Source organism: Proteiniclasticum sediminis, from assembly GCF_018128025.1.
Taxonomy (GTDB): Bacteria; Bacillota; Clostridia; order Clostridiales; family Clostridiaceae; genus Proteiniclasticum; species Proteiniclasticum sediminis.
The window spans coordinates 76,717-92,705 of sequence record NZ_JAGSCS010000004.1; the positions used below are offsets into that span (position 1 = coordinate 76,717).

Annotated in this window: 10 protein-coding genes; 2 read left to right on the forward strand and 8 right to left on the reverse strand. The window is 55.0% G+C overall.

Annotated features, from left to right (window positions below):
• Positions 1-48: 48 nt before the first annotated feature.
• Together KCG48_RS04690 and KCG48_RS04695 are read right to left on the reverse strand one after the other, a co-directional pair.
• Positions 49-1,143 (reverse strand): response regulator transcription factor, encoded by a 1,095-nt coding sequence (locus tag KCG48_RS04690; RefSeq protein WP_211800156.1) that lies wholly within the window; start codon positions 1,141-1,143, stop codon positions 49-51.
• Between the two features lie 8 nt (positions 1,144-1,151).
• A complete protein-coding gene (locus KCG48_RS04695; RefSeq protein WP_211800157.1) occupies positions 1,152-2,381 on the reverse strand; it encodes a sensor histidine kinase in 1,230 nt (409 codons plus the stop codon).
• Positions 2,382-2,630: 249 nt separating this feature from the next.
• Here KCG48_RS04695 and KCG48_RS04700 point away from each other — a divergent pair, with 249 nt between their 5' ends.
• Positions 2,631-3,764: a 1-propanol dehydrogenase PduQ gene (locus KCG48_RS04700; protein ID WP_211800158.1), complete on the forward strand. Its 1,134-nt coding sequence runs from the start codon at positions 2,631-2,633 to the stop codon at positions 3,762-3,764.
• 275 nt (positions 3,765-4,039) lie between these two features.
• Positions 4,040-4,378, forward strand: coding sequence for a type II toxin-antitoxin system Phd/YefM family antitoxin (locus tag KCG48_RS04705; RefSeq protein WP_211800159.1), 339 nt, complete (start codon positions 4,040-4,042; stop codon positions 4,376-4,378).
• A gap of 238 nt (positions 4,379-4,616) precedes the next feature.
• On the opposite strand, the gene KCG48_RS04710 is transcribed toward KCG48_RS04705, so the two are convergent.
• From KCG48_RS04710 to KCG48_RS04735, 6 genes are all read right to left on the reverse strand, one after another.
• Complete coding sequence (locus tag KCG48_RS04710; RefSeq protein WP_211800160.1) at positions 4,617-7,589, reverse strand: DNA topoisomerase (ATP-hydrolyzing); 2,973 nt, start codon at positions 7,587-7,589, stop codon at positions 4,617-4,619.
• 12 nt (positions 7,590-7,601) lie between these two features.
• The gene (locus KCG48_RS04715; protein ID WP_211800161.1) at positions 7,602-9,542 is read right to left on the reverse strand and encodes a DNA gyrase/topoisomerase IV subunit B; all 1,941 of its coding nucleotides are present in this window, start codon (positions 9,540-9,542) and stop codon (positions 7,602-7,604) included.
• A gap of 37 nt (positions 9,543-9,579) precedes the next feature.
• A complete protein-coding gene (locus tag KCG48_RS04720) occupies positions 9,580-10,422 on the reverse strand; it encodes a methyltransferase domain-containing protein (RefSeq protein ID WP_211800162.1) in 843 nt (280 codons plus the stop codon).
• Between the two features lie 655 nt (positions 10,423-11,077).
• Entirely contained in the window at positions 11,078-11,662 is a 585-nt protein-coding gene (locus tag KCG48_RS04725; RefSeq protein ID WP_211800163.1) for a TetR/AcrR family transcriptional regulator, read from the reverse strand.
• Between the two features lie 17 nt (positions 11,663-11,679).
• Positions 11,680-15,162, reverse strand: coding sequence for an FtsX-like permease family protein (locus KCG48_RS04730; protein WP_211800164.1), 3,483 nt, complete (start codon positions 15,160-15,162; stop codon positions 11,680-11,682).
• Complete coding sequence (locus tag KCG48_RS04735) at positions 15,162-15,863, reverse strand: ABC transporter ATP-binding protein (RefSeq protein WP_211800165.1); 702 nt, start codon at positions 15,861-15,863, stop codon at positions 15,162-15,164. Before KCG48_RS04735 ends, KCG48_RS04730 begins: the two co-directional genes overlap by 1 nt.
• Positions 15,864-15,989 lie beyond the last annotated feature (126 nt).

The following is a 15,989-nucleotide window of genomic DNA, read 5'->3' on the forward strand; positions in this document are numbered from 1 at the left end:
TCCATAAATTCGTTTTTGAGGAAGGGACAGATGCTTTGCCCTTGCGGACTAAATCATCCATTTTACCCCGAGGGGCTGGCTTTTCCGAAGAAGCTCCTGCTCCTCGCTGCGCCTCTCCTCCACGGCCTTGCGGAAGTTGCTGGGGGTCATGCCCGTCTTCTTCTTGAACACCTTGCTGAAGTAGTTGGCTTCATTGAACCCCAGTTCAAAGGCGATGGCGCTTAAGGGATGGTCGGTGCCTTCGATGAGCTCCTTGGCCCGCTCCACTTTGCGGTCCGTCACATAGTCGATGAAGTTCTCCCCCACCTGGCCCTTGAAGAGCTTGGAGAAGTAGTGGGGTGAAATGTTCATGTAGGAGGCGGCGCTTTCCAGGGTCAGGGTTCGGGTGAGGTTCTTTTCGATGTACTGGAGGGCATAGGTCATTTCCTCCCCATAGTCCACCCGTTTGTCCCGGATGATCACCTCGAAGATCTCCTCGAAGATGAGTTCCAGAATATCAAAATACTGGTCTTTGGTCTGGCTCCCTTTCAGCTGCTCGTCCACCTTGGTCTTCAGGGACTTCTCCACTTCAATGCGGAAGCTCTCCGCCATTTTCAGAAGACAGCTGAGGAGCTTCTTCAGCACTTCCCGTTCCTTCTCATAGCTTTCAAACCGGGCCTCTCGGACCTTTTGGAGAAACTTCTTTCCCCCCATGTAGTCCCCTTTCATGCAGAGGCCCATGAATACATCCTCCGCCTGAGTCCAGGGAGAAGTGGTCTTTTCGCTGTAAAGGCTGATTTTCTTGATGGTGCTGGCCAGCGCCTCAAAGATGCTCTCGGGCCGGGTGGGCTTTAAGAGATAGTCATCCACGCTGTACTTCACGGCATGCTGGGCAAATTCAAAATCATTATAGGCCGTGACCAGGATCACGCCGATTTTCTTGGAATACTCCTTCATGAGCCGGGCGGCATCGAGGCCCGTCATCCGGGGCATTTTAATGTCCATGATGACGATGTCCACGGGGTGGCTTTTCACAAAACGCAGGGCATCCTCCCCATTGTCCGCCTCCCCCACCACCTGATAGAGGTCCGGTTTCTTGGCGAGGATCATCTTCAGGACTTCCCGTTCCAGATATTCATCATCCACTAACAGTATTCTGTGCATTCTTTCACCTACTTGGGAATTCGAATGGTAATTTTTGTGCCTTTGCCCACCTGGGACTCAATCTTCAGCCGGTAATTGGTGCCGAACTGATGGATGAGCCGATGGTCGGAGTTCACCAGGCCGATGCCGTTGGAGAGGGTCTTCTCTCCGGACTCGTATTTTCCGCTTAAGATCTTGGCAATTTTTTCCTCGTCCATGCCCACCCCGTTGTCCTCAATGATGAGGTTGATGTCATTGCCCAAATCCTCGGAGTAGATGCGGATCATGCCGTTCTGGACGGCATAGATCCCATGGTCGATGGAGTTGCAGACGATGGGCTGAAGGATCATGAAGGGCATCTTGAGGCCGTAGAATCGCTCCTCCACATGGATGGCGAAATCCAGTTTGTGGCCCATGCGGATCTGCTGGATCTTCAGGTATTTCTTCACATAGTCCAGTTCCTGCTCCACGGTGACCATATGGTCCATCTCATTCTTGATGGTATAGCGCAGCATGTCCGAGAGGAAATAGATGACCTCTGTGGTCTTGTCCGCCTTCTCGATCATGGAAAGATTGCTGATGGTATTGAGAGCGTTGAAAAGAAAATGGGGATTCACCTGGGACTTCAGCACCTTGAGCTCCGCATCCCGGAGGCTCTTCTCCAGGGCCATGCGGACCTTCATCTCATTGATGAGCTTCTCATTTTTCTCATTGAGCTCATTTTGCATATACTCGCCGAAACCGCTCTTCACCACATAGTTGCCCACGATGGAGAGAAGATTGGCGGAATTTTTGAGATGTTCCTCCGTGGTGACCAGGATTTTATCCTGGTACTCCCTGGCTAAGGGAGACTCCATAAAGGCCTTGGCCTCGGGATTGAGTTCCCCTTCATTATGGGGATACTCCTCCTTGGGATCAGCCACATGGACCTGCCCTGCCAGCATGGAGCCCAGGAACTGCCCTTCGAAGATAATGGGCACGGCCATGTCGTAGAGTCCTGCATGGCAGCGGTAAATCGAAGGCATGCCGCTGCGGGCGGCCTTGATCCCCCCGAAGGCATCGGACTGGTAGCAATGCTCCTTGCAGGCATCGCTCTCCCGAAACTTCAGGCAAAAGTCTGTGAAATTGCTGTAATTGGTGATGGGCTCTCCTTTGAAATCCACCGTCACTGCCGCCAGCTTGGTCACCGCGGAAAAGTTATCCTGGATCTTCTGCAGGGTCTCCACATCGATGATATCTTTCAGACTGATTCCTTTCATGGCGTTCTCCTCTACGGGAAAAAAAGTGTTGACGTTTACAAACCCATTGTACAATATTTTCCGCTTTTGCGAAGGTCTAATCAAAACATTATCAAATTCTCCGAGACACTGATACTTTTTTGCGATTTTCGCCGGGGCCCAAGGGAAAGACTTTCCCCACCTGGGATAAATTTTTGGAAGTTGCTGAATTTGGCAGACGATTTCGCTATAATAGCGTTGTGTACAGCACCAAGAAAGGAGCGAAGGGCCATGAAGGAGTTCAATGTGAAACCCGTCATTGCATACGGGGAAAATGCCTTAAGTAAAATTGACACCTATTCTTTCCATAAGGCCTGCATCGTCACGGATCCCATGATTAAAAAGCTGGGCCTTCTGGATCTTCTCACGGCTAAGCTAAAAGGTATGGGTGTTCCCTACGAGGTCTTTGATGAAGTGGTGCCGGACACCGCCTCCACCGTGGTGGAAAAGGGCCTGCTCCACATCATCCATTCCAAGCCCGATGTGGTCTTTGCCATCGGCGGCGGCTCCAGCATCGACACCGCAAAAGCGGTGATCTTCTATTTTCAGAAGCTGAAGGAGACCTTTATGAGTGATGATGTCATCGTGAAACCCTACCTCGTGGCCATCCCCACCACCGCCGGCACCGGTTCCGAAGTGACGGAGTATGCCGTGGTCACGGATATGAATACCGGGCTGAAGATCCCTTTAACCAGCAAAGTCATGCTGCCGGATCTGGCCATCCTAGATCCCCTCTTCACCAGCTCCGCCCCGGACTTTGTCACGGCGGACACGGGCATCGACACCCTGACCCATGCCCTGGAAGCCTATGTGTCCCGCATGGCCAATGAGTTCAGTGACTCCTATGCCTTAAAGGCCATCAGCCTTATCTATGAAAACCTCATCGCTGTCTACAAGGACGGGAAGAATCTGCTCCGGCGGGAAAAGCTCCAGATCGCTTCCTCCATGGCCGGCATTGCCTTCAACAACAGCACCTTAGGGATCAACCACAGCCTGGCCCATGCCCTGGGGGCGAAGTTCCACCTTCCCCACGGTCGCGCCAACGGTATCCTTCTCCCCTATGTCCTGGAATACAACCTAAAAGACGAGGACACCCAGAAACGCTATGCGGACATTGCCCGCCACCTGGGCTTTGCCTTCGAGGATGACCACATTGCCGCCATCGCCCTCATCGAGAGCGTGAAGCTCCTGAAGAAATCCCTGGGCATTCCCGCATCCCTCCTGGACGCCGGCGTGGACCGCACAGTCTTCATCGAAAGCCTGGATGAGCTCACCGATGCCGCCCTGAAGGACCTCTGCACCCCAGGAAATCCTGTGCTCCCCACGGAGCAGGATCTTCGGGGACTTCTCCTGAAGCTGGTGTAGTGGTGGCCTCTTCGGCAATGAATGACCTGGCCTCTAAAGGGTTCCTTTCTCCGTATCAAATACGTTCAATGGCACAAAACCAAGGGATTCACGGAATCCCTTTTTTCATGGAATGAATTCTTCAGAGTGCTCCTCTCGTTCCCGTTGACATACCCTGAAATTCTCTGTTTCTTTCCGTGAAGAGATCCCATGTCGAAAAGTTTATTGATCCATTTTTAAATTAAACCGCCGAAATGGTGCAAAAGTTGGTATAGTGACGTCAAGGAGTGAGGAAAATGAGTCATACACCCGCGGAAAAAACCTATCCCCGTTCCATCGATATCTCCTGTTTCAACGGGAGAAAAGCCAGCAGAATTTTTGAAGAAATTCGCACAGAAGGAACCAAGATTGTGCTTCAGCAAAGCAAACCCGTAGGGGTTATTCTTGCTCCTGAGGTTTATCTCGCACTTCTGGAGCAACTCGAAGAACTGAATCTCCTCGTCGTAGCAAATGAACGATTAACCCATGGATCTCCTGAAACGGTATCTTTCCCCGAGGCCCTCTACCGTCTTGGTCTAACCCAAGACAACCTGGTAAATGTTCCGGTGGATTTGGATCTCCGCCCAGAGAAGTAAAAGGGGTTATGATCACTATTTTAGTAGCAAGCTCGAGCTCGACTCGATAAAGCCTAAAATCAAAAGGATTCGAAAGAGTCCTTTTGTCTACCCATGATCCCTTGGATGGTTATGGGGTCCAAAAATTAAGCGCCAACTCCTCCCTCAGTGAAACCTTAGTTTCAAGCCAAAGGGATGAGTTGGCGCTTTTGTCGTGCTTACTTACACTTGAAGAGTGTTTTTGAAAAAGCTAGGGTCTCTAATTCACTTCCGCCTTGTTCACCTTATCCCCCATGATGACCATGAGGAGGTTCTTGCCCCGGGTGGCCCGGTTCTGCAGGCGAATCTCATCCAGGGGAATCGTCAGATCATCCAGGGCCTTGGAGCCCAGGGTCAGCGTCGTTTCCTCCGTGATAACCCGGCCAAAGAACACCCGGTCCTCATCCTTGAGATTCATGCCCACGACACCGGTGGCGTTGCGGGACAGGAGGGAAATGGAGCCTGTTTCAAAACGCAGGACCATGCCCTTTTCGGAAACCAGAAGCATGGAAGCATCCAGATCCTGGGGGAAGGCCTCGGCATAGACCAGGCGGTCCGTGGCATTCTTGAACTTCAGGGCATGGGAGGAGGCACCTTCCTTGAGGTAATCCGACAAAGGTGTTCGTTTCACGATGCCCTCGGCGGTGACGAAGTAGACCTCCCGGTCATCGTTCATCTCCTCTTCCAGGGTGAAGACTCCCACCACCTTTTCCTCTTTGCCAAAGTCGCCATAGAGGGTGGAGAGAAGCACACTGCCCTCCAGGTTTTCAAACATGTAGAGGGGCAGCTTGTAGTAGGCCCCCAGGCTCGTGAGAATCATGAGGCTGAGATAGGATTCCCCCGTGACCTTAAAGAGGCTGCGGGAACGGCTGGCCCGGGGAGAAACCTTGATTTCGCCCTGCTCCGACACCGTGAGATTGAACTCCTTAGCCTCGTAGTCGCTTTCGTAGTGAATGCGGAAAACCTCATCCTGGTCCGGCAGCTGGAGGAAGGGATCCGGCAGGGCCATACGGTCCTTCACCAGGACACTGGCCTCGGGGATGGTGAAGTCCAGCCCCTTCTTCGTCAGGATTCGAAGAAATGCGGGGATTTCCGGCAGCTCCACGAAGCCCAGTTGCTCCTTGTTCTCCTCTAGGTAGTCCTTGTAGACCTTGGGAAGAAGCTCGCCCATGGTGTTGTCCAGGAGCATGCGGTTCTTCTCCAGCACCACGTTGAGAAGTCTCTCTCCGTCCTTCAGCTTCAACGCGATGATCTTGGCGTAGCTGGTGCGGAAGCTTTCCAGCGGTGTACGCTTCAGCGCGCCTCGTGAGGTAAAGAGCTTCACCACGGCCTCCTCTTCAGGATTGGCAATGCTGAAGGCCGCCACGATGCGTTCCTCGCTGAAGTCGATGCCCTTGATGTAGTTGTCCAGGCGAACGCCCTTGTCCTTCCACTTATGCTCCGGCACATCCATGGTCTTCAGCTGATAGAGCATCCCCGCATCGGTGAAGAGATAGAGAAGATCCCGGGTGTTGGACTCCAGGATCACCGCCAGGGCATCCCCTTCCCGGTACTCGATGGCGGAGATGTCCGAGGTCACCCGCTGGTAGTTCTTCAGCGGAATGCGCTTGATGAACCCTTCCTGGGAGACGGTGACCACCACGTCCTCCTGGACAATGATGTCCATGGCGTCGATGACGGCCTCCTCCTCGTCGGCGATGATCTTTGTCCGGCGATCGTCGCCGAACTTTTCCGCCACTTCCAGAAGCTCTTTCTTGATGAGCTTGAGAAGCTCCTTCTCGCTGGCGATGATCTTGTTTAAGGACTTGATGAGCCGGTCCAGCTCCCCATGTTCCTTGATGTAGGCTTTCAGCTCCAGCCCCGTGAGGCGGTAGAGCATGAGCTCCAGGATGGCCGTGGCCTGCTCATCGGAGAAGCCGAACCTCGCCATGAGGTTCTCCTTGGCATTGGCCTTGGAGGTGGATTCCCGGATGGTCTTGATGAGCTCATCCATGATGTCAATGGCCTTCATGAACCCTTCCACAATGTGGAAGCGCTTCATGGCCAGCTCCAGTTCCTTCAGGGTTCTTCGCTTCACCACTTCCTTCTGGTGTTCCAAATAGTGGTGGATGATGGCCTTAAGACTTAAGGTCTCGGGTTTTCCCTTGTAGAGGGCCACCATGTTGAAGTTCAGGTTAATCTGCAAGTCGCAGCGCTTGTAGAGGTAGAGGAGGATCTTCTGGGCCGTTTCCTCATCCACCTGCTTCTTGAACTCAATGACCGCCCGGATGCCTTCCCGGTCAGACTCGTCCCGGATGTCCATGATGCCGTCCAACACCTTCTGATGCTTCTTGTCCGCCGTCATGGCGGAAATCTGCTGCAAAAGCTTGGCCTTGTTCTTTCGGTAGGGGAACTCCGTGATGACGATGCCGAAGCGGCCCGTGGTGAGCTTTTCCACCAGAGCCTTGGCCCTAAGGATTACCTTCCCTTCGCCCTTCTCATAAGCTTCCTTCAGGGACTCGCCCCCGATGAGGACGCCTCCCGTGGGAAGATCCGGCCCTTTTAGGTGTTCCATGAGTCCCTCCACGGTGATGTCGGGATCATCGATGTAGGCGTTCACCGCCGAAATGGATTCACGCATGTTGTGGGGCGGGATGTTGGTGGCTAACCCTACGGCGATGCCGAAGGCGCCATTGACGAGAAGATTGGGATACCTAGCCGGCAGCACCTTGGGCTCCAGCTCGGAATCGGAATAGTTGAAATCAAAATCCACTGTGTCCTTGTCGATGTCCCGGAGCATCTCTCCGGCCACCTCCGACAGACGGGCCTCCGTGTAACGCATGGCGGCAGCGGAGTCTCCGTCGATGGAGCCCCAGTTGCCATGGCCGTCGATGAGAGGCGTCCGGGTGGAAAAATCCTGGGCCAGGATCACCATGGCGTCATACACCGAGGCATCGCCGTGGGGATGGTATTTTCCCAGAATGTCGCCCACGATTCGGGCGGACTTGAAGTAAGGCTTGTCATAGAAGGCCTTCAGTTGATAGGCTCCGTAGAGAATTCTCCGGTGCACGGGCTTCAGCCCGTCCCGGACATCCGGCAGCGCCCGGTCCTTGGCCACTTCCACCGCATAGGGGAGGAAGTTGTCGGGCATGGCCTCTTCCAAAGGAACGTTGACGATGTTGTTGTCCACAGGCAGTTGATTTTTTGCGCTCATCTCCGTTCCCTCCTAAAATTCCGCATGTTTGTAGATATAGTTTTTCCGGGGCTCCACCACATCGCCCATGAGGAGCGACACCATGCGCTCCGCCCGGGCGGCGTCATCGATGGTCACCCGGAGCAGGGTCCGGGATTCGGGATTTAAGGTGGTGTCCCAAAGCTGATCGGGATTCATCTCCCCCAGTCCTTTGAAGCGCTGGATCTGGTAGCCGGAGCCAATCTCCTTCTTCACCGCATCCAGTTCCTCATCGGAGTAGGCATACTTCTGGACCATGCCCTTCTTGGTGGATTTGGACACCTTGTAGAGGGGCGGCTGGGCCAGGTACAGCATGCCGTTGGAAATGAGGGGCCGCATATACCGGTAAATGTAGGTCATCCACAGGGTCCGGATATGGTAGCCGTCCACGTCGGCATCGCTCATGATGATGATTTTGCCGTAGCGCACATCCTCCAGCTTGAAGTTGGTCAGCGTTCCCGTACCGATGGCCGTGTTAAAGATCTTCAGCTCTTCCGAGGAAAGGACGTTCTCCAGCTTTTGCTTCTCCGTGTTCATGATCTTTCCCCGGGAAGGCATAATGGCCTGGAAACGACGGTCCCGGGCCTGCTTGGCCGAACCGCCGGCGGAGTCTCCCTCCACCACGATGAATTCCAGATAGTCCTTATCCCGGGAGGTGGCCACGGCGATCTTGCCCGCCAGGGGCGAAGTGCCCTTGCCGATCTTCTTTCGCTCCGCATCGCTGATCTTCTTGATCTTCTCCCGGCGGGTGGCTGCCTCGATGGCGTTGTTAATGAGGGTCGTGGCCACATCCTTGTGGTCCTCGATCCACTCGTAGAACTTCGTATAGCTCAGGTCATTCATGAGGGTATAGGCCTCGGAATTGCCCAGCTTGTTCTTGGTCTGGCCCTCGAACATGGGATTGGAAAGGCGCACCTTGACGATGGCCGTCATGCCTTCCCGCAGGTCATCCCCTTCGAAGGACTTGTCCTTTCCCAGGTTCAGCTTTTTCGCCCATTCCTTGAAGGCCCGGGTCATGCCCGTCTTGAAGCCGCTTTCGTGGGTTCCCGCCTCGGAGGTGGGAATGTTGTTCACATAGCTGGCGATGTTTTCCAGGGTGGAGTCCGTGAACTGCACGCAGACCTCCCCTTCTAAAGAGACATTGCCAATGCTCCGCTCCCCCTCAAAGAGGATGGGCTCCGCATGGATGACGGTCTTGGACTCATTGAGATACTCGATGAAGTCTAAAAGACCCCGTTCGCTGTGGTAGGTCTTCTCCACGGGTTCCTCGCCGCGAAGATCCTGAAGAACCAGGGTAATACCCTTGTTCTGGAAGGACAGCTCCATGAGGCGAAGATCGATGACTTCAAAGCGGTACTCGATCTGGGAGAAGACTTCGGGGTCCAGCATGAAGGTGACCTGGGTCCCCTGCTTCGCAGTTTTCCCCACCACTTCCAGCTTCGTCACTGGGGTACCCGGCATGACGCGCTTCAGCTTCTCGTCATAGGCATTCTCAAACCGCTGACGGTAGATCTTGCCTTCCTTGTGAACCTCCACCACCAGCCATTTGCTGAGGGCGTTGACCACGGAAGCGCCCACGCCGTGGAGACCGCCGGAGGTCTTGTAGTTGCTGTTGTTGAACTTTCCTCCGGTATGCAGCTCCGTGTAGACCATCTCCACACCGGAGATTTTCTTCACGGGATGAATATCCACAGGAATGCCGCGGCCATTGTCAATGACCGTGACGCTTTTGTCTTTATTCAAGATGACCTGGGCCGTGTCCCCGAAGCCGTTGGTGATCTCGTCGATGGCATTGTCCAGAATTTCCCAGACGCAGTGGTGAACCCCCTTGCTTCCGGTACTTCCGATGTACATGCCCGGTCGGATCCGCACCGGCTCCAGTTTTTCCAGCGCCGTCAGGTCCGTGACACTATAGGACTTTTTATTTTCTTCCATACTACCCCTCCAAGCAATCCGTCTTCAATTTTGTCGTTTAGAATCCAAAGGTATAGAGCTCCGTCTCCACCGTCATGTGGTGAAGCTCCCCTTCGGAGTCCGCCATGGGCTTGTCCCATAGCATGGGGGTCATGAGGAGAAGATCATCGGCATAGGCCGTGACGTCCGTCACGTAGCGGATCTTCTCGGAATCTTTGATCACGGCATGGGCTTCCAGATGGCGGACGATCTCCCCATTGCTGTACTCCGGAAGGCCGTAGAGTTTTCGAAGCTCCGTCAGATACCCCGTATCCGGAATGACCTTATAGGCCAGGCCGTCTTTTTTCAGGACCCGGGCAAACTCTTTGTAGTTGGCCGGGGACAGGATGTTCAGAATAATATCCATGGTGCCCTCCAAAAAGGGCAGCCGGGAAAGATCCCCCACGAAATAGAGGGCATCGCCTGCGCGCCGGCCGGCAATACTGATGCCGTCCTTGGAAATATCCACGCCGTAGAGGGAAACCGAAAATCCCTTTTCCTTCAGGAACAGGCCCAGACGAACCAGCTGGCTGCCATCGCCGCACCCGGCGTCCAGAATCCTGGCGGTCTGCTGTCCCTTGGCCATGAGATCCCTGGCCACGGCTTCCGCCACCCTGCGGAGAATACCGTCAAAAAAGCCTTGGGCGATGACCCGTTCCCGGGCTTCCAGCATCGCCATGTTGTAGTCATCTTCTCCTTCGCCCTGGACAAAATTCACCGTGCCCTTCTTGGACACATCATAGGTATGGCCTGTGGCGCAAACCAGGCTTTTCCCGGAAACTTCCAAAGGTTTCCGGCACCGGGGGCAGGACAGCACCGGGTCCTTTGCCATGAGACTGATCTTTTCTTCAATTTTTTTCAAGGGTCCCGTCCTCTTTCCAGCCATGCTCCATGGCCCATATTTGCCTCCCCGCAAGTTCCGACGAGGCTTTCAACTCTTTGATTATAGCAGAAAACCAAGGCCAGGAAAAAGGGGATCTCCCTTTCCGACGAAAGAACCCCTCAGCCCCAAGGAAGATCCTCCCCGAGACACTTTTTTCCCCAGAGGATTCCCCTTACCTTGTGCATGATCATTCAATTATGAATTCATTACCAATTTCAAAAAAACAATAAAAATAATACAATAATAGCGGAAATCTGTTATGGAATCCATTGATTTGCACCCTAATCCGATGTTATAATCGATTTGTAAAGGGATACCCGCCCTTTAGCGTATCCAAAAGATATGCAAACCAGGACTCGCCCCTTATTCGGGATACCCAACCCCGGATGATATACCCAAAAGCAAGAGGCTGAAGAAATTCAGCTTCTTGCTTTTTTGCCGTATTTTTTTCCTGTCCCTTTCTCCGTGAGGAGAAGATCCCCGAAAAGCAGCCGAAACCTCGACCTCCCGAAATGAAAAACCCGGCAGCGGCGGAAACCTTGGGGGAAAGCTGCCTTTCCCCTGGCGTCCGCTGCTGCCGGGATTACTTCTCGGAAAAGTATTCCCGAAGAACCGATTTTTTTGATGACTTCAATCAAGGTGCTGTGGGGAGCTGCAGTTTTCCGGCTTCCAGTCCCAGGGCCTGCTCAATGATGGAGGTGAGCACCACCGGATCCGTGGTGCCTTCCCCGTAGAGATCGGCGATGCCATAAATCAGCACCTTCAGCATGGCCTCAGGATGGGCGATCTTGAGGATCCCCTGGGCGGCCGCCTCCGTAAGGAGGCTCTTGGCCTGGTGAATGGCGATGCTGCAGAGCCGGGTCTTCATGAACTCATAGACCCCCGGATTTCCCGGGGTGACGCTCATGAGGGCGGGGTGATCCGTGATGGCGCTGAAAAAGAGTGCCACCACGGCGCCAAGCTTTTGGTAGAAATCGAGAGCTCCATCGGCCAGGATGGCGCTGATGCGGTCATCCATCTCCTTGGAGAACACCTCGATGACCTCCGCCAGGAGGTCTTCTTTGGAGCGGTAATAGTAGTAGAGGAGGCCCTTGGCCACGCCCGCCTTGGCGGCAATGTCGCTCATGGCGGTCTTCTGGATGCCCCGCTCCTCAAAGAGCAGAAGAGCAGTTTCCAGGATCTCCTGTTTCCGGATTTCCGGGTCTTTCGTCACACGCATGTCCTTCCTCCTTTTGGTTATTCCACAGATTTCAGGGACTCCACCATGTCAATCTTCTTTAGCTTCGAGGACATGAAGAGATTGACGATGAAGGAGAAGAAGAGGGTCAGGGCGATGGAGAGGCCGTAGGAAAGGAGGGAGATTTTCCGCCCGAACATCATGTTGTCCACCTCCATGGTGTTCATGACAAACTGATGCATGGTGAGCCCCAGCACCAGCCCCAGGAGGGTGCCGATGAGGGTGAGGAAGAAGTTCTCCCGGTACACATAGGAAGACACCTCCGGGTCCCGGAAGCCCAGGACCTTGATGGTGGCAATTTCCCGAATCCGCTCCGTGATGTTGATGTTGGTGAGGTTGTAGAGGACCACAAAGGCCAGGGCCCCTGCAGCCAGAATGAGGATGAGGATCACGTAGTCCAGGGATGACAGGCTCTTGCCGAAATCCTCCCGCATGGACTCCACCAGGAAAGTCCCCTGAACCTCCTCATGGGCCAGAAGGCTCGCATTGAGCTCGCTTTCCGGCGTCGTCTCGGGATTCTTCAGGGTAAAGATCCCCGTATTCAGCGCCGGACTCTTCCGGGTCACCTCATCATAGGCTTCCCGGTCCATGAAGATATAGTGGGCCAGATAGTTTTCCGCAATGCCGGCCACCTGAAGACGATAGGTGTGGTTTTCCGGATCCCGGTAGAGGATGGTGCTCCCCACCTGAACCTGAAGAAGGTTAGCCAGTTTCTCCGAAATCACCGCGCCGGAGGCCGGCAGTTCCAGTTTTTTCTGGCTCACTCGGTCCCGGAGGGTGAAGAAGTGTTCAAAATTCCCGGTATTCTCCGGCACCATGAGGTTCACGGCAAACTCCCGGCGCTGGCCCTCTTTGTACACCGTCACGGTCTCGCTGAGCATGGCGCTGTAGTCGGCGATAAAGTCATTTTTCCCCAGAATAGCCTTCAGATCCGGGGCTTTTTCCCCTTCGTCCTTCAGGACCACCAAGCCGTCATAGAGGAAGATCTCATCGAACTGCTTGCCCATGATGGCATTGACGGAGTCCCGAATGCCAAAGCCCGTGACCAGGAGCGCCGTGCATCCGCTGATGCCGATGACCGTCATGAGGAACCGCTTCTTGTAGCGGAAAATGTTCCGGAAGGTCACCTTGTAGGAGAAACTGAGACGTTTCCAAAGCGGCGTGATCCGCTCCAGAAGAATTCGCTTGCCGGGCTTGGGGGCTTTCGGCTGCATGAGGTTCGCCGGCGTCTCCTGAAGCTCGCTTAACGTGGCAAAAAGGCTGGCGGACATGGTGGTCAGCACCGCGATGCCCGTGGACAGAAGGGCCAGATCCCCATGGAAGGGCGCCATGACATAGGGCGTGTCATACATGGCCCCATAGACGGTGATGATGGCCCGGGGGAAGAGCTGGAAGCCCACCAGGAAGCCGATGATGCTTCCGGAAAGACTGGCCAGGAGAGAATAGGTGAGATACTTGGAGGCGATGGTGCCGGTTTTATAGCCCAAGGCCTTCAGCGTCCCGATTTGCACCCGGTCCTCCTCCACCATGCGGGTCATGGTGGTGAGGCAAACCAGGGCGGCCACCAGGAAGAAAAAGAGCGGGAAGATTTTCGCCACGGCGCCTAAACGGTCCGCGTCAGTGCCCAGGCTGGCATAGCCGGGAAAGCCTTCCCGGTCGAAGACAAACCACTCCGCGGGCAGTTCCAGGAGCTGGCGCTCCGCGTCCTTGATCTCCAAGTCCGCTTCATCGAGTTTCGCCAGGGCATCGGCCTTTTCCTGGGCAAAGGTGGCCTTCCCCTCCTCCAGATCCTGACGGGCCTTCGCTAGGTCCTCCCAGCCCTGAAAGAGGGATTCCTGAAACTCGGCCTTGGCCTCCTTCAGGGTTTGTTCACCGGACCGAAGCTTTTCCTCGTTCTCCGCCAGGGTCTTGGCTGAGGCTTTCAAGGTGGCATCCGTGGCCTCCAGCTGGGCTTTCGAGGCTTCCAGGGTCAGCTTTCCCGCCTCATAGGCCTGAAGTCCCTCGGTGTAGAGGGTACGGTTTGCCTCCACCTGGGCTAGACTTTCCGCATAGCTTTCCTCGCCAGCCGTAAGCTGGGTCTTGGCCTGAAGATGCTGGGCCTCCAGATCCCCAAGGGCACTGTCCAGGGCTCCGCGCAAAATATCCGTACTCCCTGGGGTTTCCGGAGTCACGGTCTGTTCCAGGGTATCCGCTAGCTCTGGTAGAATCTGGCGAAGTCCTGCCAAAAAGGCCTGATAAGCCTCCACCGTCATGGTGGAGGTGGCCGGAAGACTCTCCCGAAGGACCTGGAGCCCTTCCAAAGCGCCCTCCAGCTGGGCGATGCTGACGATGGCCTGGTCCAGTTCCTGCCGGGCGGCGGCGAGCTCCGCCTCTGCCGCGGCCAGCTGCACGCCGGCGGCATCCAGTTCCTGTTTTTTGAGGGTGAGCTCCGCAAAGCCTGCCTCCACCTGCTTCACCCCGTCTGCCCACTGGGCATACCCATCGGCATAGGCGGCTTTTCCTTCCGCCAGGGCTCGTTTGCCTTCTTCCAGTTTCTTTTCCTGATCGGCAAATTCCTTCGTATACTTAATTTCATTGTCCTTCAGGGTCTTCTCCCCGGAAAGGATCTCCGCCTCCGCATCCCGGAGCTTCTTTTCGCCATCGGCCAGCTCCTGCTCCGCTTTGGCCCGGTTTTCCAGAAGGGTTGCCCGGCCATCCTCCAGCTCCTGCTTCAGCGCTTCCGTTTCCCGGGCCATGGCAGTTTTTCCGATCTCCTCCAGGGCGTTCAGCGTGGGTTCATGATAGCTTTTGTACCTTTCGCTGTATGCCGTGAGAATATCGGACAGTTTCGTCTTCACATAGAGCTCATTGGGTTTTTCCAGGGCGAAGTCCTGGGGCTGAATGTAACCGTAATAGGCCACGGAGCCGTCGCCGATGTTGGTTTGGCCCCGCTCAAAGGTGATGTAGAGGGGGGAGTTCAGAAAGCCCACCACGGTGTACTCCGTGCGGGTAAAAGATTCCGACACCTCTTCGCCTTCGGGTAGGGAAAGAGAGATCTTGTCCCCCACCTGGACGTCCTGATAGAGGCGCAAAGAGTCCTCCAGAAGGATTTCTCCGGAAGCTTGGGGGAGCCTCCCCTCGGTGACCAGGGGGAGATTGATTTCGGAAGAGGTGCTGTAGAGGCGGATGATGGCACTTTCACTTTCCTTGAAGCCCAAAAATGCATCCTTCATGTAGCCCGCTTCCATATAGAGGACCTCGGGTTCCGCCTTCACGTTCTCCAGATCCTCCGGGGTAAAGCCCAAGGGAGAAATGGCGCGGAAGTTCGCCAGCTGATAGTCCTTGAAGTAGGTATCCGCCGACAGCACCATATCGGGCTTTGTGGCGTTGATCCCCGCAAAAAAACCCACCCCCAGGGCCGTCATGGCCAGGATGGAAAGAAAACGGGCTTTGGATTTGGAGATGGCCCGGGTCAGATCCTTGTAAAATGCCTGATTCCGCATTACCACTCAATCCTTTCCACCGGCACCGGATTATCGTTGATGATGAACTGCCGGACTTTCCCGTTCTTCATTTTGATGACCTTGTCCGCCATGTCCGTCAGGGCGGCATTATGGGTGATGACCACCACAGTCATCTCCTGCTTTCGGCAGGTGTCATGGAGAAGCTTCAGAATGGCTTTACCCGTCTGGTCATCCAGGGCGCCCGTGGGCTCGTCGCAGAGGAGGAGCTTCGGATTCTTGGCCAGGGCCCGGGCGATGGCTACGCGCTGCTGCTCGCCGCCGGAAAGCTGAGCCGGAAAATTCCCCGCTCGGTCTTTGAGCCCCACCATTTCCAGCACTTCCAGGGCATTGAGGGGATTCTTGGAGATCTGGGAGGCCAGCTCCACATTCTCCAGGGCCGTGAGGTTCTGTACCAGATTATAGAACTGGAACACAAAGCCGATGTCGTAGCGACGGTACTCCGTCAGCTCCTTGCGGCCATAAAGACTGATGTCCCGGCCGTCCACGGTGATGCTTCCGCCATCGGCGGAGTCCATGCCCCCGAGAAGATTCAGCACCGTGGTCTTGCCGGCCCCGGAGGCCCCCACCACCACGGCGAAGTCTCCCTTTTCAATATCAAAATCCACCCCGTCCACCGCGGTGATGGTGACTTCTCCCATACGATAATGTTTCTGCACATTGCTTAGTTCAATAAATGGCATATTTCTCACCTGTTTCCTTGATTTGTACTCTTATTTTACCACTGACTGACCGTAAGTCAATTAACTTTCCCCTAAGGATTCGTCCCCTGGTTTTCGCCCAAATCCCCTCGATTTCTCCCGTTTTCC